The sequence below is a fragment of the Pseudomonas putida S13.1.2 genome, assembly GCF_000498395.2.
Classification (GTDB): Bacteria; Pseudomonadota; Gammaproteobacteria; order Pseudomonadales; family Pseudomonadaceae; genus Aquipseudomonas; species Aquipseudomonas putida_Q.
Genome location: NZ_CP010979.1, coordinates 1171087 through 1191972, shown reverse-complemented (window position 1 = coordinate 1191972; position 20886 = coordinate 1171087). Strand labels below are relative to the sequence as shown.

General features: G+C 63.0%; 21 protein-coding genes. 9 read left to right on the top strand and 12 right to left on the bottom strand.

Features of this window, described 5'->3' with window-relative positions; translation table 11 throughout:
* Positions 1 to 243 precede the first annotated feature (243 nt).
* The gene (locus N805_RS05405) at positions 244 to 894 is read left to right on the top strand and encodes a TIGR04211 family SH3 domain-containing protein (RefSeq protein WP_028613118.1); all 651 of its coding nucleotides are present in this window, start codon (positions 244 to 246) and stop codon (positions 892 to 894) included.
* Between the two features lie 61 nt (positions 895 to 955).
* Here the strand turns inward: N805_RS05405 and N805_RS05400 are convergent, their stop codons facing one another.
* Both N805_RS05400 and N805_RS05395 read right to left on the bottom strand, forming a co-directional pair.
* Positions 956 to 1228, bottom strand: a complete 273-nt coding sequence (locus N805_RS05400; RefSeq protein WP_028613119.1) for a hypothetical protein — start codon at positions 1226 to 1228, stop codon at positions 956 to 958.
* A gap of 91 nt (positions 1229 to 1319) precedes the next feature.
* Positions 1320 to 2240 (bottom strand): LysR family transcriptional regulator, encoded by a 921-nt coding sequence (locus N805_RS05395; RefSeq protein WP_028613120.1) that lies wholly within the window; start codon positions 2238 to 2240, stop codon positions 1320 to 1322.
* Positions 2241 to 2364: 124 nt separating this feature from the next.
* Between N805_RS05395 and N805_RS05390 the strand changes: the two genes are divergently transcribed.
* Together N805_RS05390 and N805_RS05385 are read left to right on the top strand one after the other, a co-directional pair.
* A complete protein-coding gene (locus tag N805_RS05390; protein ID WP_028613121.1) occupies positions 2365 to 3099 on the top strand; it encodes an SDR family NAD(P)-dependent oxidoreductase in 735 nt (244 codons plus the stop codon).
* An 18-nt stretch (positions 3100 to 3117) separates the two neighbouring features.
* Positions 3118 to 3324: a tautomerase family protein gene (locus N805_RS05385; RefSeq protein WP_028613122.1), complete on the top strand. Its 207-nt coding sequence runs from the start codon at positions 3118 to 3120 to the stop codon at positions 3322 to 3324.
* A gap of 32 nt (positions 3325 to 3356) precedes the next feature.
* On the opposite strand, the gene N805_RS05380 is transcribed toward N805_RS05385, so the two are convergent.
* Positions 3357 to 4238: a LysR family transcriptional regulator gene (locus N805_RS05380; RefSeq protein ID WP_028613123.1), complete on the bottom strand. Its 882-nt coding sequence runs from the start codon at positions 4236 to 4238 to the stop codon at positions 3357 to 3359.
* A 209-nt stretch (positions 4239 to 4447) separates the two neighbouring features.
* Here N805_RS05380 and argC point away from each other — a divergent pair, with 209 nt between their 5' ends.
* Positions 4448 to 5389, top strand: coding sequence for an N-acetyl-gamma-glutamyl-phosphate reductase (gene argC, locus N805_RS05375; RefSeq protein WP_028613124.1), 942 nt, complete (start codon positions 4448 to 4450; stop codon positions 5387 to 5389).
* Positions 5390 to 5469: 80 nt separating this feature from the next.
* The gene (locus tag N805_RS05370; RefSeq protein WP_028613125.1) at positions 5470 to 6156 is read left to right on the top strand and encodes a GNAT family N-acetyltransferase; all 687 of its coding nucleotides are present in this window, start codon (positions 5470 to 5472) and stop codon (positions 6154 to 6156) included.
* A gap of 225 nt (positions 6157 to 6381) precedes the next feature.
* Here the strand turns inward: N805_RS05370 and N805_RS05365 are convergent, their stop codons facing one another.
* The 6 genes from N805_RS05365 to N805_RS05340 all read right to left on the bottom strand — a co-directional run bounded on the left by N805_RS05365 (position 6382) and on the right by N805_RS05340 (position 11723).
* Positions 6382 to 6627, bottom strand: a complete 246-nt coding sequence (locus N805_RS05365; protein ID WP_028613126.1) for a hypothetical protein — start codon at positions 6625 to 6627, stop codon at positions 6382 to 6384.
* A gap of 608 nt (positions 6628 to 7235) precedes the next feature.
* On the bottom strand, positions 7236 to 7991 hold the full coding sequence (locus N805_RS05360; protein WP_028613127.1) for an ABC transporter permease: 756 nt from the start codon (positions 7989 to 7991) through the stop codon (positions 7236 to 7238).
* Positions 7991 to 9196, bottom strand: a complete 1206-nt coding sequence (locus N805_RS05355) for an ABC transporter substrate-binding protein (protein ID WP_028613128.1) — start codon at positions 9194 to 9196, stop codon at positions 7991 to 7993. The genes N805_RS05360 and N805_RS05355 overlap by 1 nt, the downstream gene beginning before the upstream one ends.
* Positions 9183 to 10004 carry an ABC transporter ATP-binding protein gene (locus N805_RS05350; RefSeq protein ID WP_028613129.1) on the bottom strand — a complete coding sequence of 274 codons (822 nt, stop codon included), beginning with the start codon at positions 10002 to 10004 and terminating at the stop codon, positions 9183 to 9185. Before N805_RS05350 ends, N805_RS05355 begins: the two co-directional genes overlap by 14 nt.
* The gene (locus N805_RS05345; RefSeq protein WP_028613130.1) at positions 10001 to 11065 is read right to left on the bottom strand and encodes an acyl-CoA dehydrogenase family protein; all 1065 of its coding nucleotides are present in this window, start codon (positions 11063 to 11065) and stop codon (positions 10001 to 10003) included. Before N805_RS05345 ends, N805_RS05350 begins: the two co-directional genes overlap by 4 nt.
* Before the next feature lie 97 nt (positions 11066 to 11162).
* A complete protein-coding gene (locus N805_RS05340; protein ID WP_028613131.1) occupies positions 11163 to 11723 on the bottom strand; it encodes a carboxymuconolactone decarboxylase family protein in 561 nt (186 codons plus the stop codon).
* Between the two features lie 102 nt (positions 11724 to 11825).
* Between N805_RS05340 and N805_RS05335 the strand changes: the two genes are divergently transcribed.
* On the top strand, positions 11826 to 12737 hold the full coding sequence (locus tag N805_RS05335; RefSeq protein ID WP_028613132.1) for an AraC family transcriptional regulator: 912 nt from the start codon (positions 11826 to 11828) through the stop codon (positions 12735 to 12737).
* Between the two features lie 126 nt (positions 12738 to 12863).
* Here the strand turns inward: N805_RS05335 and N805_RS05330 are convergent, their stop codons facing one another.
* On the bottom strand, positions 12864 to 13403 hold the full coding sequence (locus tag N805_RS05330; RefSeq protein WP_028613133.1) for an RrF2 family transcriptional regulator: 540 nt from the start codon (positions 13401 to 13403) through the stop codon (positions 12864 to 12866).
* Between the two features lie 105 nt (positions 13404 to 13508).
* Complete coding sequence (locus tag N805_RS05325) at positions 13509 to 14888, bottom strand: NAD(P)-binding domain-containing protein (RefSeq protein WP_028613134.1); 1380 nt, start codon at positions 14886 to 14888, stop codon at positions 13509 to 13511.
* A 546-nt stretch (positions 14889 to 15434) separates the two neighbouring features.
* On the opposite strand from N805_RS05325, the gene N805_RS05315 reads away from it, so the two are divergent.
* Together N805_RS05315 and N805_RS05310 are read left to right on the top strand one after the other, a co-directional pair.
* Positions 15435 to 16634 (top strand): NAD(P)/FAD-dependent oxidoreductase, encoded by a 1200-nt coding sequence (locus tag N805_RS05315; protein ID WP_028613135.1) that lies wholly within the window; start codon positions 15435 to 15437, stop codon positions 16632 to 16634.
* Positions 16635 to 16863: 229 nt separating this feature from the next.
* Positions 16864 to 18489 carry a methyl-accepting chemotaxis protein gene (locus N805_RS05310; RefSeq protein ID WP_028613136.1) on the top strand — a complete coding sequence of 542 codons (1626 nt, stop codon included), beginning with the start codon at positions 16864 to 16866 and terminating at the stop codon, positions 18487 to 18489.
* A gap of 152 nt (positions 18490 to 18641) precedes the next feature.
* Here the strand turns inward: N805_RS05310 and N805_RS05305 are convergent, their stop codons facing one another.
* The gene (locus tag N805_RS05305) at positions 18642 to 20048 is read right to left on the bottom strand and encodes a purine-cytosine permease family protein (RefSeq protein ID WP_028613137.1); all 1407 of its coding nucleotides are present in this window, start codon (positions 20046 to 20048) and stop codon (positions 18642 to 18644) included.
* Positions 20049 to 20365: 317 nt separating this feature from the next.
* Between N805_RS05305 and N805_RS05300 the strand changes: the two genes are divergently transcribed.
* Entirely contained in the window at positions 20366 to 20851 is a 486-nt protein-coding gene (locus tag N805_RS05300; RefSeq protein WP_016487516.1) for a flavin reductase family protein, read from the top strand.
* The last annotated feature ends 35 nt before the right edge of the window (positions 20852 to 20886 follow it).

Here is a 20886-nt window from a genome sequence, read left to right as displayed (position 1 = left end):
AGGGTATGGACCTTTGAGTCTAGCCCCACCCTTGCGCATGAAAAACGGCTGTCCGTTGAATTCACAGGATGATCGGCGGCGAAGCGCTCTGGGGCGAGTTCTGCAATATCCTGCAGACATTTCCGATATCAGGTAGTGAACCTGCTGACAAAAAAAAGGTCTTTGGCTGACGGTCAACTCACCGACCGGTTCACCGGCCCAGTCACCGGGCCTACTTTTGTCCTGTTTCAGCGAAGACCCAACATGCCCGAATCCCGCCCAACCGCTTCCGTCCTCCCTGCCCTGCGCGGCGGCCTGATTGCCGCCTTGGTGGCCCTTGCCGCGCCGGTGCACGCCGAAGTGCCCGCCAGCGATGCACGCTGGGTCAGCGACAGCCTGAGCACCTATGTGCGCAGCGGCCCCACCGACGGCCACCGCATTGTCGGTACCTTGAAGTCCGGGCAACAGCTGACCCTGCTCGGCACCCAGGGTAATTACAGCCAGGTGCGTGGGCAGAATGGCGATGTGGTGTGGATACTCAGCAACGACTTGCAGGCGGTGCCGGGCCAGAACGAGCGCCTGCCGCAGCTCGACGCCCAGGTTGCGGAGCTGACCGGGCAGTTGAAGACCATCGACGACAGCTGGAAGAGCCGCGTGCAGGGCATGCAAGAAACCCTCGACTCACGGAAAAAACTGATCGACGAACTGGAGGCGCGCAACAAGGCGCTGAATGAACAGTTCGACGAGAGCCAGTCGACCCTGCGCGATACCCAGGCGCGCCTGGGTGACGAGAACAAGCAGGTGATGATGCGCTACATGGTGTATGGCGGCAGCATTGCCGGCGCGGGCTTGCTGGCGGGGCTGATCTTGCCGGCGCTGACCCGGGGGCGGAAGAAGAACGATCGCTGGTTCTGACAGCGGGGCCATCCTGCACCGGCCCCTTCGCGGGTAGCGCCGCGAAGGGGCCGACCAAGGCCTACTTGCTACGCGCCTTGTTATAGATGGTCTTGGCTTGGTCCGCCGAGGACTGGCACTGGGTAAAATCACCCTTGCTCTGAGCATCCTTGGCATTTTGCAGGTGGACTTTGAAGTCATGGGCCATGCCGCCATGCATCGCCTGGCCACTGGCCTTGTGGAAATCATCAAGTTCCTTGATCTTGGCCTCACAGTTGCTCGCAGGGTCTGCGTGTACGGCAAAGCTGAGGACGGACGCAATCACCAACAAGGGTATGCATTTCGTGGATTTCATGGAGCGTTCTCCTGGAAAACCATAGGGTTCGTCGATGCGCGTTGGCTCGACGCAGCCAAAAGCATAGTAGGCCCTTGCCTGCCCCGCCCCCTCATAGGAGCGGCCGCCCGGTCTCGGCAAACAGGAAATCGATGAAAACCCGCACCCGTTGCGGCATGTGCCGCGCCTGTGGGTAGATCAGCAAGAACGGCCGCGAAGTCCCGCCAAACTCGGTGAGCACCTCCACCAGTTCACCCTTGGCCAATGCATCCTGCACGGTAAACCGGTAGGCCTGCATCAGCCCACCGCCATGGCGCACCAGCGTGGCAGTGGCGAGAAAATCGCCCTGGCAGGTGAACGCGCCCTGGGTTTCGAGTTCCAACTGGCGGCCATTCTGGCGAAAGCTCCACGGCGGGCGGCGGCCACTGCTGGGCATTTCAAACTGGATGCATTCGTGCCGCAGCAAATCTTCCGGTACCCGAGGCACACCTGCCCTGGCCAGATAGCCTGGCGTGGCCACTACCACCAGTTCGGCATCCTCCAGGCGGCGTGCCACCAAACGTGAATCGGCCGGTTCGCGGCCACGGACGGCCAGGTCGAACGGTTCCTCGGCAAAGTCTACGTTGCGGTTGCTGACATGCACGTCCACCCGCACCTTCGGGTAACGTTGGCGAAATTTCGGCAGCAGTGGCAAAAGCCGGTGGTGGGCATAGGGCGTGGGCACGCTGATGCGCAGGCGGCCGCTCGGCTCGACCTGCCCGCCGGTCACCTGGCGCTCGGCCTCGACCAGTTGCCCAAGCGCCTGTCGGCATTGCTGGTAATACGCCTGGCCTGCGCTCGACAGGCGCATCTGCCGCGTTGTCCGGACGAACAGGCGTACCCCCAGGCGCTCCTCCAGACGCGCCACGCTGCGGCTGACCGCCGCCGGGGTCACGCCGGCCTCTGTGGCTGCTGCAGTGAAGCTGCCGCTGTCAGCGGCAAGGCAGAACAGCTCCAGGCTGCCCAGTTGCAGGTCATCGAAATGGCGGCTCATAACAGCCTTATTGATTACATGATGTATCGATTGAAATGCTTTGCGCCTCATTTTTCAAGCACTGGTAGCGGCCTACAGTGACGCCACACCGAGCCCATGGCTCACATCACTGGAGAACACGCACATGAACAAGCCAAGCACCGTCATTATCACTGGAGCTTCCAGCGGCCTGGGTTTCGCCCTGGCCGAGGCCTTCCTCGAACGCGGCGACAACGTGATCGGTAATGCCCGCAGCCAGGCGCGCCTGGAGCAGGCCGCCGCACGCCTCGGCAACGCCTCGCGCTTCATTGGCGTGGCGGGCGACATTGCCGAGGCCGACACGGCGCAGCGGCTGTTCGCTACCGCCCTGCAAACCTTTGGCGGTGTCGACATCCTGATCAACAACGCCGGCATCTTCATTGCCAAACCGTTTGTCGAGTACAGCGAGGCCAATGTCGACGCCCTGGTCGGCACCAACCTCAAGGGCTTCTTTTACCCGGCCCAGGAAGCGGCGCGGATCATGACCCGGCAAGGGTATGGGCAGATCATCGCCATCACTGCCTCCATCGCCCTGCAACCGGACACCCGCGTGCCCGCCCTGCTGCCGGTACTGGTCAAGGGGGGCCTCAACCAGGCGGTCAAAGGCCTGGCACTGGAGCTGGCGGCCAGTGGCGTGCAGGTGAATGCCGTGGCACCGGGGATCATCGAAACACCGCTGCATGGCGGCAATATTCAGGGCATGGGCGCGTTGTCGCCCAGTGGCCGCACCGGCTCGCCCCAAGACGTGGTTGACGCGGTGCTTTATCTGGCCGACTCACGCTTTGTCAGCGGTGTGATTCTGCCTGTGGATGGCGGTAGCACCGCTGGCACCTGGCACTGATCAGAGGAGCGCGCAGCCATGCCTTATGTACATATCCGCGTGACCGATGAAGGGGTGAGCGCCGAGCACAAGCGCCAGCTCATCGAAGGCACGACCCGCCTGCTGCAGGAAGTGCTGGGCAAGCCACCGGCCAGTACTTTTGTGGTGATCGAAGAGGTGCCCACCGACAACTGGGGTGTAGGTGGGGAGACGGTGACCGCGGTCCGGGTGCGAGAACGGCGATGAACCAGGGGGCTGCCTTGCAGCCCCCTGTGCCCTCACTGCCGTAACCGCTCCAACGCCTGCAACACATACCCCGTGGCCCGTTCCACCTGGCCCTCCCGGCAGGCGATACCCAACTGCCGCCACAACCCTGGTCGCAGCGGCCGGCGCGCAATGCGCCGGTCCAGTTCGGCTGCCTCGCCTTCCTGCGGCAACAACGTCGCACCGTACCCAGCCCCGACCAGGCTTTTGATCGCATCGTTGTAGTTCAGCTCGATCCGCGGCTCGGGGTACAACCCCGCTGCCGCGAACCATTCCCCGGTAACCCGTGACAGCTGGGTACTGCTGTCGTTGAGAATCAACGCCCGCTGCGCCAGCCAGGCCGGTGTGACCTTCGTCGGCGGCTGCCAGTCGGCCGGTACGTAGGCCAGGATCGGGTCGCGGCGCCAAGGAGTAACTGTCAGCCCTTTGCCGGCGACCTGCGGCAGGGCCACCAGGCCGATGTCCAGCGTCCCCTCGCGCAATCGCCCCAGCGACGCCTGGGAGGTCAGCACCTGCACCTGCACGTCGATCCCCGGATGGTCCACGCGCAGGTGCTCCAGCGCCTGCGGTAGCAAGTGGGCGATAGCACCGGTCGACGCGCCAAGGCGTACCCGGCCGGTCAGCCCCTCCACCTGCCGGCGTACTTCGTCCAGCGCCAGGTCGGCGTCAGCCAGCAGGCGCCGGGCACGGGCCAGCAGCGTTTCACCAATGGCCGTAGGGCGCACCTGGCCACGGGTGCGGCTGAGCAACGGGGCGCCGATACGAGCCTCCAGTTCGGCCACATGCAGGCTGATGGTGGGTGGTGCCAGGTTGAGCTGGCGGGCGGCCTCGGCAAAAGAACCCAGGTCGGCGATGACCACCAGGGTACGGAGGCGGTCGAGGCTGATTTCGCGCATGGTCAGTGCCGGCCTATTCGCGGGTAAACCCGCAGGTTCACCACTTTTATCAACACCAGCACCAACCTTGTGGGAGCGGGTTTACCCGCGAATAGGCCGGCACTGACTGGCTTGTTCAGAAAACCTGAATACATCGATCATCATATTAAAATTTTCATTACCAAAGCCACAGGCGAGCATAGGCCATCTTTCCCAAACCGGACCCGAACATGCACACTCCTGTTGTCTTCATCGACGGCGACCAAGGCACCACCGGCCTGCAAATCCATGCCCGCTTGCAAGGCCGCAGCGACCTGCGCCTGCTCACCCTGCCCGAGGCCGAGCGCAAAGACCCGCAGCGCCGCCGCGAGGCCATCAACAGCGCCGACATCGCCCTGCTGTGCCTGCCCGACGACGCCGCTCGTGAGGCCGTGGCAGCGATCCACAACCCGCAGGTTCGGGTGATCGACGCCAGTTCGGCGCACCGCACCACCCCGGGCTGGGTCTATGGCCTGCCAGAACTGGACGACCAGCAGGCCGAACGCATTGCCCACAGCAAGCGCGTCAGCAACCCGGGCTGCTACCCCACTGGCGCCATCGCCCTGCTACGCCCGCTGGTCAAGGCCGGGTTACTGCCAGCCGACTACCCGCTGGGCATCCATGCCATCTCCGGCTACTCCGGCGGTGGCCGCGCGGCGGTCGAGCGCCACGAACAACCTGGTGCCGGTAATGCCCCGGTCTTGCAACTTTATGGGCTGGAGCTGGCGCACAAGCACGTACCCGAAATCCAGCAACACGCAGGGCTGTCGGCGCGGCCGGTGTTCATGCCCGGCTACGGCGCCTACCGCCAAGGCATCGTTTTGAGTATCCCGCTGCAATTGCGCCTGCTGCCCGGCCAGGTCAGCGCCGAACAGCTGCAGGCCTGCCTGGAACAGCATTACCAGGGGGCTCGCCACGTGCAGGTAATGCCGCTGCATCAGCAAGGTGCAGCAGCAAACCTTGACCCCGAGGCATTGAATGACAGCAATGACCTGCGCCTGGCGCTGTATGCCAACCCCGAGCATGGCCAGGTACTGCTGACTGCGGTATTCGACAACCTGGGCAAAGGCGCCTCCGGCGCGGCAGTGCAAAACCTCGATCTGATGCTGGGTGCAATACAGCAGCAAGGCTGACACGGCAAAACCGGTTAAACTGTACAGCCCGCGCCAGCCTGGCCCGGGCTGTATTCCCACCCGCCGGAGCCCACCCCCAGATGTTCATCCTGAGCCGCCTCGACAGCGTGCCGCCCGAATCTTTCCAGAACCAGATCCGCGAACTGGTGATCCACCATGTCGGCGACCTGAGCAGTGTCGCCATTACCGCCGACAACCCGCTGTACCCGCTGTACCAGTACGGCGTCGGCATGGAGGTGCACCAGTACCTGCAAGCGCTGGATGGCACCCGCGGCCTTGCCGTGGCGCTGACCCTTGCACTGGATGCCGAGGCGCCGGACCAGTTGCTCGGTTTTGCCCTGTCGCTGCCGGCCGAGGACGATGAGCAGGCGTGTTCACTGGCCTTTCTTGCCGTGCGCGCCAGCCATCGCCGCCAAGGCATCGCCCGCGCCCTGCTGGGCGACCTGAAGGCACGCCATGCCTGCGTGGAATTGAACGCCTTTGCCAACCAGGTGCCATGGTTCGAGGCAATGGGCATGCAAGTGGTAGCCGCCAACGGGCCGCAGGTGCTGATGAGCAGTACCGGCCAGGCCAGTGGTGCGCTGATCGGGCGCCTGGACATTGCACCGATTTATCAAACGGCTGAAGTGCTGCAGATTCATACCTACCTGCTTAACCAGCAGGGTGAGGATGCAATGATCGAAGCGGAGCAGATGCGCGATGAACGGCTGGATGAGCTGGCCGCCCAGGCGCTGGAGTGCGTACGGCAGCGCAAGACCGTGCATTGATCCAAGGGCCTGTTCGCGGGTAAACCCGCTCCCACAGGTACAACGCAGGCCTCGAGAACTGCGCCGTACCTGGGGTCACAGGGACGGCGCATGACTTGAATGTGATGCGGTCAATGTGGGAGCGGGCTTGCCCCGCGAAGCGCCGCGAGCGGCGCTCGATCTCACAGGCGCCAAACTTCTATTAGCGACCACTTGGAAGCCCATACACAAGCCCCAAGCCGGCTCTCAAACACCCCGCACCTGCTCCGCCTTGCCCGGCCCGGCCAGTTGCTGCCTCTCCAGCCCGTCCAGCAGCGCCTCCACCACCGCCTTGGCCGAATCCAGCCCATGGTCATTGCTCAATAGCAGGTCACGACAGGTCCCCTTGGCCAGTTCCAACGCTTTGAGGTTGGTCGCAAACGCCCCTTTCAGCAGCGTGGACAGGTGCACTAGCGCATCTTCGTAGTCCACCCCAGAACGCACGGCAAACAGCGGCGGATGGCTGCATTCGCAAGTCGAGAAACTGGACGATGCCGTGGTGGCGCGGGCGGGAGGATCAGGTAAACCTTTTGTCATTGTGTCGCTCCTTGATTCACTGGAGCCGCCACACAACGTGACCAAACGAATGGGTGGCGACTGTACGCGGGTTGGTCAACCGGGAATCAAGGAAACCGGCGCGCACGGAGGCGCCCCACGCACAGCCGCCATAAAACGAAACAGCCGGGCGCAAAAAAGCGCCAACTGTATCGCAGAGCGGGCGCTTGTGCGCCTTGATGATTGCGGGTGACCAAACCCGGCTGCTGGATTGACAGCAGCGGGCAAAGACTACCGGTGTCGGGGGAGCGTTTCAAGCAAAGGGCATGCGCAGTAACACTTCTCCTGCCTTCTACCACTCCCTTACCGGCTAAACCCCGCCCCACGTTATCTGCAGTATATGATTACAACGCACCGGCCACTTCGCGGGCTCGCCCGCTCCCACAGGGATAGCGTGATCTCAAGAACGGCGCAGTCCCTATGGAGCAACTGTCCTGCTCAAACGTTGAAAGTTTGCGCGGTCACTGTGGGAGCGGGCGAGCCCGCGAAGCAGCCACATTGGCCCTTCAGCCATGCACCCAGCGCCGATGCAGCCCGCGCGCCAAGGCGTCCAGCACAAACCCCAACACGCCAATCAGCAGAACCATCGCCATCAGTTCGGAATACGCCAGCCGGTCGCGGGTATCGAGGATGAAATACCCCAATCCCGCACTCACCCCGAGCATTTCGCACGGCACCAGCACGATCCACAGAATGCCGATGGCCAGGCGCACGCCGGTCAACACGTGGCCGATCACACCCGGCACGATCACCTTGCACAAGGTTTCCCAGCGCGTGGCGCTCAAGCTGCGGCTCAGTTGCAGCCAGCGTGGGTCCAACTGCCTGACGCCCGCCGCGGTGTTCAGCAAGATCGGCCATAACGCGGCAAACGCCAGCAGGAAGTAGATCGGCTGGTCACCCACGCCCATCAGCATCACCACCACCGGCATCCACGACAAGGGCGAGATCATGCGCAAAAACTGGAACGCCGGCGTGGTCGCCGCTTCCAGATGCCGGTAGCTGCCCACCAGTAAACCCAACGGCACGCCAATCAGCAGCGCCAGCAGCAGCCCGACCAGAATACGTTTGAGGCTGACCCAGATGTGCCCGTAAACCTCACCCTGCCCCAACAGCTCGACCAGGCTGGCCAACGTTGCCGCCGGCGAAAAGCGCGCCGACAGCCCTTCGGCCTGGCCAAACACGGCAACACCGGCCCACCACAGCAGCAACAAAGCCAGCAACCCAGCCAGCCCAAGGCTGGCGTGTACCACATGCGTGCGCATCAGACGGCGAACTCCTCGCTACGCTCGAAGTTGTCGGCAATACCGAACACCGACGGGCCACCAACCGCAGCGATGGCATTACGCACGAAGCGATCGTCGACCAGGTCGCGGGCGGTCTGCGCCGGATCAAGCCCGGCAAGGAACGCGTTATCACCTTCGATCAGGGTGGTTTTCAGGCGTTTGACCAGCTCTTCGGTGTAACTGGGGAACGGGTATGGCTGGAAGTCGATGCGCTTTTCGTCCCACTGCTGATGGCGAATGGCGCCACTGGCAACGTAGCCGGCACGGTCCTCGGCGGCCGGCGCCAGCACCTTGGCCAGCACCGCGGGCTCGTGCGGGGTGTACTTGTTAGGGCCGGCCTTGGACAGCAACGCAGCGGCTTCGGCGCGGTGGTCGCGGGTCCAGTGCTGGGCCTTGACGATGGCATTCACCACCTTCTGCGACCATTCCGGGCGGTTGTTCAGGTCATGCTCATGCATGAACACCACGCAGCAGGCGTGGTTGCGCCATACATCGCCGGTAAAGCGCTGCACGCGGCCAACCTTGAGGTTCTCGGCCAGGGCGTTGAACGGCTCGGCGACGATGTAGCCGGCAATGCGCTTGCTGGCCAGTGCTGGCGGCATGTCGGATGGCGGCAGCACCAGCAGGTTGACCTCGGTGGCGGCCAGCTGCGCATTGGCCGGCTTCGACACCGGCGTCAGGCCGTTGTCGTTGAGCATCTGTTGCAGCACCACATTGTGGATCGAGTACCAGAACGGGATGGCCACGGTCTTGCCACCGAGCTGTTTCATGTCTGTGATATCGGGTGCCACCGTCAGGCCTGAACCGCCCACGTGGTTCCAGGCCACCACCTTGGCCGGCACTTTGCTGCCATAACGCGCCCATACAGTCATCGGCGACAGCAGGTGGATGACGTTGACCTGGCCAGAGATGAACGCCTCAATCACCTGCGCCCAGCTGCGCAGCAGCACCGGGCGCTCGGCCTTGATGCCTTCGGCCTCGAACAGGCCGTTGTTATGGGCCACCAGCAGCGGCGTGGCGTCGGTGATCGGCAGGTAACCGATGCGCACCGGCGCATCCGGCTCGGCAGCGGCGCGCGCCTGCAAGCTCGACAGCAACGGCAGCGCACCGGCGGCGGTGAGCATGGCCCCAAGCTTTAGAAAATCACGACGCGAAGAAGTGGAACAGCAGTCATCCATGCACATGGACAGCCTCCGAGGGCAACGGGGTTGGGGTAGGTTCGCCTGTGCGGCTTGCCCGCCGAAGGGTTTTGAGGATTTCGATGCGCAACGCGCCCAGTTCTTCGACCCGTTGGGCGCGCGGTTGCGGCAGGTCGATGTGCCACTGGCCGAGGATGTGCGCTGGGTGGTTGCCCAGTAGCAGGACCCGGTCGGACAGCAGCAGGGCTTCGTCTATATCGTGGGTGATCAGTACCGCCGCGGTGTTGTGGGTGGCGATCAGTTGCAGCAGCAGTTGCTGCATGTCGGCGCGGGTCACTTCATCCAGCGCGCCGAACGGCTCGTCGAGCAGCAGCACTTCGGGCTGGCGGGCCAGGCAGCGGGCCAGCGCGGTGCGCTGGGCCATGCCACCGGACAACTGCGCCGGGTACTGGCCACGGGCGTGGGCCAGGCCGACGGCGGCAATTGCATGGTCGATGCGCGCGCGCCGCTCGTCAGCGGCCAGCTTGGGCTGGCGGGCAAAGTCGAGGCCGAAGGCGACGTTCTTTTCCAGGTTCAGCCAGGGCAGCAGGCTCGGGTCCTGAAAGGCCACCGCCAGGCGCGGGTGCGGCCCTTGCAGCGGCTGGCCGTGCAGGCTCACGCTGCCGCCCCCGGGTTGTTGCAGGCCGGCCAGCACCCGCAGCAGGCTGGATTTGCCGACGCCACTAGGGCCAAGAATGCTCACCACTTCGCCTGGCGCCAACTGCAGGTCGAACTGCGCCAGCACCTGCTGCCAGCCACCCTCCCGCGGGTAGCCCAGGCTGATGTCGCGGGCTTCGAGCAACACTTCACTCATGCCGCGCCCGCCTGGCGTTGCAGTTCGGCGCGCAATTGCACCAGGCTGGGGGTGACGATCGGCACAAAGGCCGACTCACGCCAGCGGCGGGCGAAGCCTTCGCCATACTCGCTGAGGTAGGCCTTGCCGCCGCTGGCCTGCAACTCTAGCTGGACTGCATCGGCGGCACACTCAGCCAAGGTGATGCGCAGCTTGAACAAGGCCGCCGGCTGTTGCTGGAAGCGGCCTTCGAGCAGGCCCTGCTTGAGCTCGCTGACGGTGTTTTCCAGGCGCTCGCTGAGCACCTGCCGGGCTTCGTCGAGGAACGAGGCGCGGCCGTGCAGGTGCTCCTGAACCTCGTCCAGCGCCCGTCGCGCCAGGCCGATGGCCATGCCGCACTGCAGCGCCAGGAATGCCGGGCGTACCCGTGGCAGGAACTCGCGCGCATTCTCGTGCAGCAGCCAGTCCCGCGCCAACGGCACCTGGTGGAAGGCCAGTGCCGCCGTGTTGCTCGACTGCAGGCCCATCAGTTGCAGGTCGTCGGAGCGCTCCAGGCCCAGGGCGTCGGAAGGAATGGCCAGTACGAACGGCGCGCCGCCGGCTTCATCTTCGATGGCCGCCGCCACCACGAAGCCGCTTTTGCGCAGGTTGGTCACCCAGTGCAGGCGCCCTTCCAGGTGCCAGCCATCGGCTGCCGGCCGGCCACGCACCTGCAACGCTTCAATGCCGGAAAGGAACTTCATGGCGTTGGACAGCCCGGTGGCGCCGGCCAGCTCGCCTGTCAGCAAGCGCGGCAGCAGGCGCTCGCGCAGGGGCTGGTTGGGGCTGTGCAACAGGTATTCGATAAAGGCACGCTGGCCCCAGCAGACGAAGGCCGCCGCCAACGAGCGGCTGGCGATGGCGGCAATCGCCTCGACCGCGTCGGTCACCTGCCCGCCCGTGCCGCCCAGGGCCGGGTCGACACCAATGCGCAACAGCTGTGATTCGGCGATCTGCGCCAGCACCTGCTGCGGTTCGCACAGGCCCCGGTCGATGGCCTCGGCATTGGCATCCAGCCAGTGTCGAAATGCACAATCTTGCATGGTCTTGCTCCTTTGAAAACGCTGGGGCCGCTATGCGGCCCGTTCGCGGCACAAGGCCGCTCCTACAACGACTGCGTCATGGCCCAAGCACACCGGGCTACGCAGAAGGCTGCCAGCGGTATTTGCCAAGCTCGTCGTTGAGTGGCGTCTGGGCGAAAACATTAGCAAAGTTGCACAGGGTTGCGAGGCTGACCCCCAAAATCACTTCCAGCGCGTTGCCTTCGCTGAAGCCAGCTTCACGGAAGGCCTGGTAGGTGGCCTCGCTGACATTGCCACGGGTGGCAATCACTTCGCGAGCAAATGCGGCCAGGGTTTCGTAACGGGCATCGGGCAGTTCGCCACGGGCACGCAGGGCATCGACCACCTCCTGCGGCAGCTTGGCCTTGTTCAGCGCCACAGCGGTGTGGCCGGCCACGCAAAAATCGCAGCCATGCAGGGTGGCAGCAATGAGTTGCACCACTTCTCGCTCGGCCAGGCTCAGCTCGGACTTGCCATTGAGTGCCGAAACGGTCACGTAGGTTTCCAGCGCCGCCGGGGCGTTGGCCAGCACGCCCAGCAGGTTGGGGATGAAGCCGGAATTCTTCTGGGCATTCTCGAGAAACGGCCGGGCCGCTTCCGGAGCACTCTGCAGCGTGTGTAAAGTAATGCGCGAGGACATGGAGTGGTCTCCTTTGATGGGTGTCACTACAGTCTGTTGGTTATAAGAATTACCCTCCATATTCATCAGTCGCCTTTCCTTGTTCCTGAGTCTTTGTATTAGATGATTTCGTCCAGCCACCTTGTCGATTGGTTATTAGAGGGCCTGGAGCTCGATGCCAGCCTGTTTCATGTCGGCCGCTACTGCGGTGGCTGGCACGCCAGCACCCAGGGCATGGGCCGCGCCAGCTTCCACCTGGTGGTGCAAGGGCATTGCTGGCTGCACATCGACGGCCAGCCGCAACCGGTGCGCCTGGAGAAGGGAGATGCAGTATTCCTGTTGCGCGACCTTGCCTATCGCTTGTCCAGCGATCAGGACCCGGTCGACGCCTGCGCCCAACCGCGCCAGGCCATGCAGGCACTGGATAGCGAAGCCAGCGACGGCGTCGGGCTGGTTTGTGGCTTCTTCCATTTCCAGTCCGGCCTGTCTTCACTGATTGTCGAAGGCTTGGCCGACTGGATCCTGCTGCGCGCCGAAGACCCCGCCGGCAGTGCGGCGCGGGCGCTGTTCGAGCTGATTCTGGAAGAATGCCGGCGGGCCGCCGGCCCGTCACAGACGTTGCTGGAGCGCCTGACGCACCTGTTGTTCCTGTACGTGCTGCGCCAGCAGGTCATTGCCGGGCAGCCACTGGGCGGGCTGGTCGCCCTTGCCCGCCAGCCAGCGTTTGCCGGGCTGCTGGAACAGTTGATCGAGCAACCGGGGCAAGCCTGGACGCTGGAGAGCATGGCCGCCTGCACCGGCTTGTCGCGGTCGGCGTTTTTCAAGCGTTTCAATGAACTGGCCGGGCAATCGCCGGGGCAAGTGCTGCTGGCGCTGCGCATGCGCCATGCCAGCCAGTTGCTACGGGCGGGTAATACCGTGGAGCAAGTGGGTGCGCAGGTGGGCTATCAGTCGGTGGCGGCGTTTACCCGGGCGTTTGCCAAGGCGGTGGGGGTGCAGCCGGGGGCGTATCGGCGCCAGCATGAGGGGCGCTGAAAGCGTTACTCCTGTACCGGCCTATTCGCGTGAACCCGCTCCCACAGGGTCACCACAGCTTTCAAGACCTGTGAAGTACCTGTGGGAGCGGGTTCACCCGCGAATAGGCCGGTACAGGTAACACATTCAGACCTGGCTGACGGGTATATCCCCGCCCCCTTTACCCTCGCGCCGCTCACCCATCCAGCTATTCACCTGTTGGCCGAACTCGGCCGGGGCCTTGCGCCCGAAGCGCATTGCCAATGCCAGAACAGTTTGCTGCGCCAACGCCTCTTCCATGCGCTTCTGCGCCCCCAGCATCACGGCATGAATCGCACAGGTGCCTTCCGTCGCCCAAGCGGGCGGCGAGCCCTCGAACAGCGTGCAGCGTTCGCGGATCTCGCGGCAATCGAAAATCTTCTTCGGCCCGTCGATGGCGTTGACGATATCCAGCACGGTGATTTCAGCCGCCGGTCGCGCCAGGCGGAAACCACCGCGCACGCCTTCGGTGGCGGCCACCAACCCGGCACGTGCCAGCTTGGTGAAAACCTTGGCCAGGTATTCCTGCGGCACGCCCTGCAACTCGGCCAGGTCGCGCACGCTGGAATCACGGCTCTCACCACCCTCGCCTACCAGAAACAGCAGGCAATGGATGCCGTATTCGACGCCAGCACTGTAAAGCGACATATCAATCTCCGACCAACCATGTCGCAAATGATACGCGGGGAGCGTCGGTACGGCAAAACACTTCCCCGCTTGCACGCATCCTGATCGTGCTGGTCGGTCCGGCAGCTACCCGCGCAGCACCTTCACCTCGCCTTGCTTGCCATCCGTTTCGCGCAGGTACTCCTGCAGCGAGTCGTCCATGGCCTGCATCCAGCGGGTATGGTGAGGTACCGCTTTGGTGCCGGTGATCACCGAGCGGTACGATTTGTCGCGGTAGCCCATGATGTCGTGCTTCTTGTCGGTCTTCCATTGCAGGAAGATGCGGTTGACCGCATCGATGTCGAAGCGCGGGTAATCCGTCTGCTCGATCAGGTGCTTGATGTATCGGCCCTGGAATTCATACATCGAAGCAGTGGTTGCCAGCTGCTCCTCATCCTCGCGCCAGCGCGCACTGTCGGCCTGCATGCCAGCCTTGGTCGGCAGCTTGATGCGCCCCAGCATGTAGTCGCGAGCAAACCAGGCCTGTGCATCGAACAGGTTGAAGCTGTACCACAGGTCCTGCATGCCCAGGTAAAGCAGTTGCGGGTTTTGCTCCCACACCACGCCTTGGTACAACCCGGCAGGCCACAGGCGGTTGTTGGTCTTGAGGGTGAGTTCATCGGGCAGGAACGGGAAGTGATGCTGGTAGCCCGTGCACAGGATGATCGCATCCACGCGCTTGTTCGACCCATCGGCGAAAAACGCCAGGTCGTTTTCAACGCGCACCAGTTGCGGGCGCTCTTCCCAGCCCTTTGGCCATTTGTAGCCCATCGGTTGGGTGCGGTAAGCCGTGGTGATCGAGCGCGCGCCGTACTTGTAACACTGCGAGCCGATGTCTTCGGCCGAGTAGCTGCTGCCGACGATGAGCAGGTCCTGGCCGTTGAATTCCATCGCTTCGCGAAAGTCGTGGGCGTGCAGGATACGCCCGGTGAAACGCTCGAAGCCTTCGAACTCCGGCACGTGCGGGGTAGAGAAGTGCCCGCTGGCCACCACCACATAATCAAACACCTGCTCGATGCCAAGCCCCGCGCTGTAGTCGTGGGCGCTGACGGTGAACTCGCGGGTGTTTTCATCGAAGCTGACGTTTTTGACCGCAGTATTGAAGCGGATGTAGTCGCGCACCCCGGCCTTCTTCACGCGGCCCTGGATGTAGTCCCACAGCACCTCGCGCGGCGGGTACGAGGAAATCGGCCGGCCAAAGTGCTCATCGAAGCTGTAGTCGGCGAACTCCAGGCATTCCTTGGGGCCGTTGGACCACAGGTAGCGGTACATGCTGCCGTGCACCGGCTCGCCATGCTGGTCGAGGCCGGTGCGCCAGGTGTAGTTCCACATACCGCCCCAGTCGGCCTGCTTTTCGAAGCATACGATTTCGGGCATGGGCGCGCCCAGGGCATGGGCGGATTGGAAGGCACGCAGTTGCGCAAGGCCGGACGGGCCGGCACCGATGATAGCGACACGAAGAGTCATAGTGATTCCTGAACAGTTGAACGCTGAAAAAAATGCAAAGGCTCCCCAACCCCATACGGCAAATGGCCGGGGGTGGTGGAATTCAGGCGCTACGGTGCAGGTGGAGGGACGGGGCGTTTGCGCATCTGGGTCAGCAGGAGCTTGACCGGTGGGATCGACAACACGTGGTACAGGCTCGAAAGCGGAGAGAGGGTCATGGGGGCGGGCCCGTATCCATCTGCGCAGGGCGCGAAATGGGGGCCTGAGGGGCGGAAGATACGTGTGATCTCGTGCATGGGGGCTGAAATGGCCTCTTTTCTTTATGGTTTCTTCTTTATCTATAACGGATGGGGGTGGGGATAGCAAGGTTTGCGGCCCCGGCCGCGGCAGTCACGGCAGCACGAAATACGGCCTTTGCGTACGCCCGTCCTGGGGCTCGCCTCATCGCAATGATGAAAAAACACTTGCAGAGATAAACTACGACCAATAGAGTCGTAGTTATTCGAGCGACACCTATCGTGTGATCGAAGCCACCGTTTTCATCCCCGACCTTTGCGGAGCACCTGCATGAAATCCAACATCCTGATCATCGGTGCCGGCTTTGCCGGTGTGTGGAGCGCCCTGAGCGCCGCCCGGCTACTCGACCAGGCCCAGCGCGACGACCTGAGCATCAGCGTGCTCGCGCCGCAAGCGGAACTGCACATTCGCCCGCGCTTCTACGAGGCCAACGCACACACGTTGAAGGCCCCCGTAGGTGAGCTGTTCAATGCGGTGGGCGTGCATTTCATCACCGGTAACGCCGAAGCCATCGACGCCGATGCGCGCACCGTGAGCTACATCGACAGCCAAGGCCAGCGCCAGCAGATCAGCTACGACCGCCTCATCCTTGCCGCTGGCAGTCAGGTAGCGCGCCCGGCAGTCCCGGGCCTTGCAGAGCACACCTTCGATGTCGACAAGATGGAGTCAGCCGTACGCCTCGAGCAGCATCTGACGGGCCTGGCCGCCCTGCCCGCTTCACCTGCCCGCAATACCGTGGTGGTCTGCGGCGGTGGTTTCACCGGCATCGAAACGGCCACCGAAATGCCCGCCCGGCTGCGCGCCATCCTCGCAGACGCCGATGTGCGGGTGCTGCTGGTAGACCGTGGCGCCAGCATCGGCGCGGCATTGGGTGCAGGCATCAAGCCGTCGATTGTTGCCGCCTCGCAGGTTGCTGGCGTCCAGTGGTTGACTGGCACCTCGGTGGTGGCTGTCGATGCCGGTGGCGTAACTCTGGACAACGGCGAATACATCGCCAGCAACACCGTGATCTGGACCGTCGGCGTCAAGGCCAGCCCGCTGACCGCGCAGGTTGCCGGCGAGCGTGACAACTTCGGCCGGCTCAAGGTCGACGGGCACCTCAAGGTAATCGGCCAGGACCACATCTATGCGACCGGCGATACCGCTTGGGCTGCTGTCGACGACGTTGGCAACCACGCCCTGATGACCTGCCAGCACGCCATCCCGATGGGTCGCCACAGTGGCAACAACGCCATGGCTGACCTGCTTGGGGTGGCACCTGTGGTCTACCGCCAGCCCAAGTACGTCACCTGCCTCGACCTGGGTGAATGGGGCGCGGCGTACAGCGAAGGTTGGGAGCGAGAATTGAAACTGCAGGGCCAGGAAGGCAAGGACCTCAAGCGTCAGATCAACTCGGTGTGGATCTACCCGCCGGCAGCCGACCGCAGCTTGGCGCTGGCTGCTGCCGACCCGATGATCCCCATCGCTTGATGTGAAAAACCTGACAAAACCGTCAAAAAATGACGGTTTTGTCAATTATGTCGTTACATTGAATGACTGTTCAATAATGATGGCCATATGGCATCATTCAAAGAAAAAACATGCAAGAGGGTGAGAAAAATCTACTAATCCGCAGTGCATCAAGAGCCTGGCGCCACCTCGGTGTCCTGGCTTTGCGGCCAGCTCCTGACGCCTGCACGCCACCGTCAAGGAGCATTCCATGCAGTTACGGAATTTGAAGATCGGCATTCGCGCTGCCGGCGTATTCGCCCTGTTGGGCATCCTGGTCCTGGTCATGGGCCTTACCGCGCTTTACGAAACCCGCCAGATGGACAAGGCCACCGACGAAATCCGGGTCACCTGGATGCCCGCCGTGGTAGCGCTGGGTGACATCAGCAGCAACCTCGGGCGCGCCCGCGCCGTCACCCTGCGCGCCGCGCTGGACGATAACCCCGCCGAGCGCACACGCAACCTGCAGATGCTCGAACGTATCAACGCCGAACTCAAAGGTGGCCTGAAAGCCTACGCCGACACCATCATCGCTGCCGACGATCGCGCCCTGTTCAACACCTTCAATGACGCGTATCAGCAGTACCTCGAACTGCAAGTAGAAGTGCTGCAGGACATTGCCGCAGGCCGCATGGACGAGGCGAAGCAGCAGATCAGCGGCCCGCTCACCCAGCGTGCCGACAGTATGATGAAGGCCTTGACGGCGCTGATCGACTACAACAGCAAAGGTGCCGAAGATGCCTCGCAGCGCAGCAGCGACGTAGCAGACGAAGCATTCACCGCCATCATCTTCTCGTTGCTTGTGATCATGCTTGCCTTGGCTGCAATGGCTACCGTGCTGACTCGCAGCATCGTGGTGCCCCTGGCCGATGCGGTGGCGGTCGCCGAGCGTGTGGCCACCGGTGACCTTACCCAGGAAATACGCGTTACCGGCCGCGATGAGCCCGCCTTGCTCTTGCGTGCCCTGAGCCGCATGCAAGGCAGCCTGCGCGACACCATCCGCAAGATCGCCGCCTCGTCCGACCAGTTGGCCTCAGCCTCGGAAGAACTGCACACCGTCACCGAAGACACCAGCCGCGGCCTGCACCAGCAGAGTGCCGAAATCGACCAGGCCGCCACGGCCGTCAACCAGATGACCGCAGCGGTCGAGGAAGTGGCCAACAATGCAGTCAGCACTGCGGACGCCTCCAAAGGCGCCGACCAGACCACCCGCGATGGCCGCGTCCGGGTCAACCAGGCACTGGCGTCTATCCAGCACCTGGTGGCCGATGTGACCGGCACCTCGGCCGAGATCGAACAGCTGGCCAACAATGCCAATGAGATCAGCCGTGTGCTGGATGTGATCGGCGCGATTGCCGGGCAGACCAACCTGCTGGCACTGAACGCCGCCATCGAGGCAGCCCGCGCCGGCGAGGCAGGCCGTGGCTTTGCCGTGGTGGCCGACGAAGTCCGCGCCCTCGCCCACCGCACCCAGCAGTCGACCGCGGAAATCGAGCAGATGATTGCCGGTATCCAGAACGGTACCGAGCGGGCCGTGACGGCGATGCACAGCAGCCAGGGACGTGCGACGGGCACGCTGGAAGTGGCCCAGGGCGCCGGTCAGGCATTGGAAGTGATTGCTGAGGCGATTGCGTCGATCAACCAGCGCAACCTGGTGATTGCCAGCGCTTCGGAGGAGCAGGCGCAGGTGGCGCGCGAAGTGGACCGCAATTTGGTGAACATTCGCGACTTGGCTATGCAAACGTCGGCCGGGGCCAACCAGACGAGCGCGGCGGCACAGGACCTGTCGCGGTTGGCTGTGGACCTGAATGGCATGGTGGCACAGTTCAAGGTTTGATCGGACATAGCCGGGGCCGCGGTGCGGCCCATTCGCCGGCAAGCCAGCTCCCACAATGACAGCGTACCCTTCAAGGGCAACATAGAACCTGTGGGAGCTGGCTTGCCGGCGATGGGCTGCAGAGCAGCCCCTGTTACAGCAACCTCAATCTATCAGTCGTTGACACTCACAACCCGCCCCGCCTGCTCGGCAGCCTTGCCGCGAGTCGCCAGGCAGTAATACAGCGGCACCGTCACCAGCAGCCCGAACAGCCAGGACAAGTCCGCCCCTTCGACAATGTTGGAATACGGCCCCACATACAGCGCCGTATTGGCAAACGGCAGCTGCACCACGATGCCGCAAGCATAAGCAATGATCGCGTGGTGGTTGAAGCGGCCATAGATGCCGCCGTCAGCACTGAAGATCGAAGCGATGTCGTACTGGCCCTTCTTGATCAGGTAGAAGTCGATCAGGTTGATCGAAGCCCACGGCACAAGCACCAGCAGCAGCGCCAGGATCAGGCCGATGAAGTGGCCGATGAAGTCCGCCGAGGCGTTCAGTGCAACCATCCCGCAACCCACCAGAATCACCGAGGCCAGGATTACCCGCACCTTGATGCTCGGCGTCCATTTGGCAAAGAAGGTCTGGATCGCGGTAACGATCGACAGCACTGCGCCATACAGGTTGAGGGCGTTGTGGCTGATGATATTGAGCAGGAACAGCACCATCAGAATCGGGCCCAGCCAGCCGGTGGCCTGCTTCACCGCGTCCATGGCATCGGTACCTTCCGGCACGCACAGCACCGCCACGGCACCGAAGCTGAAGCACAGGATGGTGCCCAGGGTCGCGCCGAAGTAAGTGGCCCAGAACGGCTTGGCAATGCCCACTTCACGCGGCAGATAACGCGAATAGTCGGACGTGTACGGCGAGAAGCTGATCTGCCAGATGGTGCCCAGCGACACTGTGGCGATAAAGCCCGACAGGTTGAATGCACCACGGCTGAAGAAGTCGGCCGGCAGCTCCTGGGCGAACATCATGATGAACCCCGCCAGCAGCGCGGACCCCATCACCCAGGTACCGATGCGGTTCAGGACATGGATGAAGCGGTAGCCGATCACGCCAATGGCAGTGGCGCTCAGGGCACCGATCACGATCGCACCCGGCATCGGCATGCTCGGGGCAATGCCGTGAATGGTCTTGCCCGCGAGGACGATGTTGGAAATAAAGAAGCCAACATAGATCAGTGCGGTGAAGAACACGATTAGCAAGGCGCCGTAGCGGCCAAACTGGCCACGGCTTTGCACCATCTGTGGAATGCCCAGCTGCGGTCCCTGCGCAGAGGCCAGGGCGATGACCACGCCCCCGACCAGATGGCCCAGCACGATGGCGATCAGCCCCCACAAGAGGTTCAGGTGGAACACCTGGACCACCATGGCGCCGGTGACGATAGGCAGTGGCGCAATGTTGGTACTGAACCAGAGGGTGAACAGGTCGCGCGCCTTCCCGTGGCGCTCGGCAGGTGGAACGTAATCGACCGTGTGATTCTCGACAAACTGGTGTTGCGATGACGGTTGGGACATAGGATTCAGCTCGAAAGGTCGTTTTTATCTTTGTAAGGAAACCGCATCTAGGCGGCCTCTCAGCTGCGGACCATATTATGGTATTCCAAACTTTTGACAACACTGATCCGCACGAAAAAGCGTCCACTGATCTGCTTTGGAAACCCCTGCGACAAACCGCCTCACCGCTATAAGCCACGTTCCACGTGGCTTAGAGCCGTTTATCGCACAATACCCTTGCTTGAAAATTCCACTTGCAAAATAGGTATTACGGTATACCATCAGACACATCAACGATAAAAACCGCGGACCACCGCAGCCCTTTAGAGGTACTCCCGATGATCGACGCAACCGTCTACAAGAACGTCCTGGGCTCCTTCCCGTCCGGCGTTACCGTCATCACCACCCTGGACGACGACGGCTCGGTTGTCGGCCTGACCGCCAGCGCCTTCTCCTCCCTGTCGATGGACCCGCCGCTGGTGCTGTTCTGCCCCAACTACACCTCCGACTCCTACCCAGTGCTGATCAAACAAAAGCGTTTTGCCATTCACCTGCTCTCCGGTGAACAGCAGGCCGAAGCGTATGCGTTCGCCAAGAAGGGCAAGGACAAGGCCAGCGGCATCGAGTGGTCCATGAGCGAACTGGGCAACCCGATCCTGGCCGGCGCCACCGCCGTTATCGAATGCGAACTGTGGCGTGAATATGAAGGTGGCGACCACGCCATCATGGTCGGCAAGGTGCACAACCTGATCGTGCCCGAAGAAGCGCCCCGGCCGATGGTGTACTGCCGCGGCAAGATGGCCAGCCTGCCGGCCTTTGCCTGAAGCCTATTCTGAATCGAGACCACTGGTGCCCACCC

Bases quoted from the DNA above. Each gene is read 5' to 3' on its own strand.
- N805_RS05405 (WP_028613118.1), top strand. From the start codon at position 244: ATGCCCGAATCCCGCCCAACCGCTTCCGTCCTCCCTGCCCTGCGCGGC.
- N805_RS05340 (WP_028613131.1), bottom strand. From the start codon at position 11,723: ATGTCCTCGCGCATTACTTTACACACGCTGCAGAGTGCTCCGGAAGCG.
- argC (WP_028613124.1), top strand. From the start codon at position 4,448: ATGCACACTCCTGTTGTCTTCATCGACGGCGACCAAGGCACCACCGGC.
- N805_RS05395 (WP_028613120.1), bottom strand. From the start codon at position 2,240: ATGAGCCGCCATTTCGATGACCTGCAACTGGGCAGCCTGGAGCTGTTC.
- N805_RS05350 (WP_028613129.1), bottom strand. From the start codon at position 10,004: ATGAGTGAAGTGTTGCTCGAAGCCCGCGACATCAGCCTGGGCTACCCG.
- N805_RS05370 (WP_028613125.1), top strand. From the start codon at position 5,470: ATGTTCATCCTGAGCCGCCTCGACAGCGTGCCGCCCGAATCTTTCCAG.
- N805_RS05385 (WP_028613122.1), top strand. From the start codon at position 3,118: ATGCCTTATGTACATATCCGCGTGACCGATGAAGGGGTGAGCGCCGAG.
- N805_RS05315 (WP_028613135.1), top strand. From the start codon at position 15,435: ATGAAATCCAACATCCTGATCATCGGTGCCGGCTTTGCCGGTGTGTGG.
- N805_RS05300 (WP_016487516.1), top strand. From the start codon at position 20,366: ATGATCGACGCAACCGTCTACAAGAACGTCCTGGGCTCCTTCCCGTCC.
- N805_RS05325 (WP_028613134.1), bottom strand. From the start codon at position 14,888: ATGACTCTTCGTGTCGCTATCATCGGTGCCGGCCCGTCCGGCCTTGCG.
- N805_RS05380 (WP_028613123.1), bottom strand. From the start codon at position 4,238: ATGCGCGAAATCAGCCTCGACCGCCTCCGTACCCTGGTGGTCATCGCC.
- N805_RS05305 (WP_028613137.1), bottom strand. From the start codon at position 20,048: ATGTCCCAACCGTCATCGCAACACCAGTTTGTCGAGAATCACACGGTC.
- N805_RS05355 (WP_028613128.1), bottom strand. From the start codon at position 9,196: ATGTGCATGGATGACTGCTGTTCCACTTCTTCGCGTCGTGATTTTCTA.
- N805_RS05330 (WP_028613133.1), bottom strand. From the start codon at position 13,403: ATGTCGCTTTACAGTGCTGGCGTCGAATACGGCATCCATTGCCTGCTG.
- N805_RS05345 (WP_028613130.1), bottom strand. From the start codon at position 11,065: ATGCAAGATTGTGCATTTCGACACTGGCTGGATGCCAATGCCGAGGCC.
- N805_RS05400 (WP_028613119.1), bottom strand. From the start codon at position 1,228: ATGAAATCCACGAAATGCATACCCTTGTTGGTGATTGCGTCCGTCCTC.
- N805_RS05310 (WP_028613136.1), top strand. From the start codon at position 16,864: ATGCAGTTACGGAATTTGAAGATCGGCATTCGCGCTGCCGGCGTATTC.
- N805_RS05390 (WP_028613121.1), top strand. From the start codon at position 2,365: ATGAACAAGCCAAGCACCGTCATTATCACTGGAGCTTCCAGCGGCCTG.
- N805_RS05360 (WP_028613127.1), bottom strand. From the start codon at position 7,991: ATGCGCACGCATGTGGTACACGCCAGCCTTGGGCTGGCTGGGTTGCTG.
- N805_RS05335 (WP_028613132.1), top strand. From the start codon at position 11,826: ATGATTTCGTCCAGCCACCTTGTCGATTGGTTATTAGAGGGCCTGGAG.